We start from the raw sequence: 2,387 nt of genomic DNA on the forward strand, positions 1-2,387 counted from the left end.
TTATCGCACCTATATCTACGAGCCCGGCAGCTTCCGCCCGCTGGCCATGCTCGACGGCGAAGGCCCACGCAAGGCAACGCCGTTCTATTATCAGCTCGATCATCTGGGCACACCGCAGGAACTCACCGACTACAGCGGCGAAATCATGTGGTCCGCGAAGTACCGCGCCTACGGCAACCTCGCTGCGCTGGACGTTAGTGAAATCGATAACCCGTTGCGATTCCAGGGTCAGTATTTCGATGTTGAGACGGGGTTACATTACAACCGGCACCGCTACTACAATCCGGGGACTGGACGGTTTTTGACGCCGGATCCGATCAAGCTTGCGGGTGGGTTGAATAGCTACCAGTACGTGCCTAACCCCACGGGTTGGGTGGATCCGTTGGGATTGAGTTCTACATTGGCACACTGCCCCAAAGTGCGCTCTATTGACCCCAACGAGGTAAGATTTTCTCAAACGTCTGTTTCATACAATAAAACTGATAGAGCGGGCAATAATTATACTTATGACAACTTGGTCACAAGTATGAAAGAAAAAGGGTGGCAAGGTGATCCAATTGACGTTGTACGAATGCCAGACGGTCATCTAACCAGTATGGACAACACTCGGGTTCGGGCTGCACGTGAAGCAGGAATCAAAGTGGAGGCTAGAGAACGTTCTTATAATGACCCTGTCACTGAACCTGAACAGCAGCGTTTCGCCGTAAAAGGAAAGAAACCTGACACATGGGGGCAAGCGATCGAATTAAGAGTCGGCAAGCAGTCGCCAAAGCGCTTCGGCAAAGAAACTCCTTACGGCTCACACGAGCTTCCAAAACTGAGTGGCAAAGAATGAATTACTTTTTAAATATTCAAAACAGAAGTGAATTTCAATATCCAAAAAGCTTTATAAAAACCATCAGCACCGCTCCTGAAGTCGATCTTGAGCCTTGGTGGTTCATCGTCTTTGAAGATGGAGATGTCAACTATTGGCACCACACACTAAAAAGCCTTTACCCACAGAGAGACTTAATACCGTTTGCCAAATTTAATGCGAACGATGATATCGCCTGTTTTGATGGAAACGATAATTCCGGAGATCCTCAGGTACTCATAATCCACGCTTATGCGGGTGAGGGCTGGGAGCTTCATGGCAGCTATAAAACCTTTAGCGACTGGTTAACTGCCGCAACAGAAACACATAAAACCTGGGAAGATGAAGAGTAGTACGACTACTCTTCATCAACCTCAATTATAAAATCAGCGGGTACACAATCGGTTAACCAAACTTCATTTTCAGACTTAAAAAAAACAAAGCCCTTTCCATACATAGATTGAGAGTTTATTTTCAGCAAGATAACTTTGCCATATCGCCGCCCCACCTCTGACGCTAAAACTCTGTCGCTTGTTAGGTGTACGTGATGCCTGCTACCTGGAACAAGACCGCGATGTCGAATACTCTCCAGAAATCGTTCTGCTGTACCATGATACAGATATTCTGGAGGTTCTAATTCAGAATACCTGCGACTAACTAACTTGGTCGAGTGCCCTTGTATAGCACGAATCCTTAATCCATCGCTGGAAATTTCGAAACGTTTTTTATCATTCATAGAAACAATTTTCTCAACCTCCACCAAGCTTATGAAAACACCTTTTCCAGCGCTACCCGATATTAATTCTTTAATATTTCCCCATCCTTCAGAATCAAGTTCAAGCCCAATATGTTCTGGCTCGTGGCGTAAAACATAGCTAAGAAACCGACTCAAATCATCAAAGTTAAAACTCATTAACCCCCTCCCAAAATAGATAAAATTCATCAGACACTAAAACTCAATCTATCCAGCCCCTAAAAACACCCGAACCAAAGCTTTGAGCTAATAATATATCAACACACCCAACCACAAACAAAATTCAACTACATCATTACAGCAATAAAGCCTATTGCCCTTCTACTCCAACAGATTAACGATTGTCGAATATAGACATCACAACACAGAAGAGGACAGTTGAAGAAAATAGATCTGTCCCCGAATGGCATGGTCAACGTCGACGACGGACACTGGCCGCTCGCCTACGAATACGACCTGCAAGATCGCCTCGTCACCGAACATCAGGGCTGGGGCACCTTGCGTTATGAGTACGACAGCGTCGGCCAGCTCAAGCACTGCCGCCTGCCCGATGGCAGCAAACTCGACTACCGCCACCAACCCGGCGGCATGCTCAGCGGCATCGATCTCAATGGCTCGCGCCTGACGTCTCACCAGTTCAGCGGTGGTCGCGAACAGCAGCGCCAGCAAGGCCTGTTGCTCAGCCAGTATCAATATGACGAACAAGGCCGCTTGCAGGCCCACAGCGTCAGCCAACGCGAGAAAAACCTTTTCCAGCGTCGCTACAACTACGACGCCAAC

Annotated in this window: 3 protein-coding genes and 1 pseudogene; 3 read left to right on the forward strand and 1 reads right to left on the reverse strand. The window is 47.4% G+C overall.

The window, feature by feature from the left end; all coding sequences use genetic code 11:
• Together BBF94_RS26575 and BBF94_RS26580 are read left to right on the forward strand one after the other, a co-directional pair.
• A partial coding sequence (locus BBF94_RS26575) for an RHS repeat-associated core domain-containing protein (protein ID WP_176704513.1) occupies nt 1-835 on the forward strand: 835 nt, incomplete at its 5' end.
• The gene (locus BBF94_RS26580) at nt 832-1,206 is read left to right on the forward strand and encodes an SMI1/KNR4 family protein (protein WP_065261893.1); all 375 of its coding nucleotides are present in this window, start codon (nt 832-834) and stop codon (nt 1,204-1,206) included. The genes BBF94_RS26575 and BBF94_RS26580, both read left to right, overlap by 4 nt.
• A gap of 5 nt (nt 1,207-1,211) precedes the next feature.
• Here the strand turns inward: BBF94_RS26580 and BBF94_RS27410 are convergent, their stop codons facing one another.
• Complete coding sequence (locus tag BBF94_RS27410; protein ID WP_082302469.1) at nt 1,212-1,766, reverse strand: RNA 2'-phosphotransferase; 555 nt, start codon at nt 1,764-1,766, stop codon at nt 1,212-1,214.
• Between the two features lie 249 nt (nt 1,767-2,015).
• On the opposite strand from BBF94_RS27410, the pseudogene BBF94_RS26585 reads away from it, so the two are divergent.
• Nucleotides 2,016-2,387, forward strand: a pseudogene (locus tag BBF94_RS26585) (hypothetical protein); the annotation flags it as partial.

The organism is Pseudomonas bananamidigenes (assembly GCF_001679645.1).
Lineage (GTDB): Bacteria > Pseudomonadota > Gammaproteobacteria > Pseudomonadales > Pseudomonadaceae > Aquipseudomonas > Aquipseudomonas bananamidigenes.

Excerpts from the sequence above, each read along its gene's own strand:
- BBF94_RS26580 (WP_065261893.1), top strand. The coding sequence starts at position 832 with ATGAATTACTTTTTAAATATTCAAAACAGAAGTGAATTTCAATATCCA.
- BBF94_RS27410 (WP_082302469.1), bottom strand. The coding sequence starts at position 1,766 with ATGAGTTTTAACTTTGATGATTTGAGTCGGTTTCTTAGCTATGTTTTA.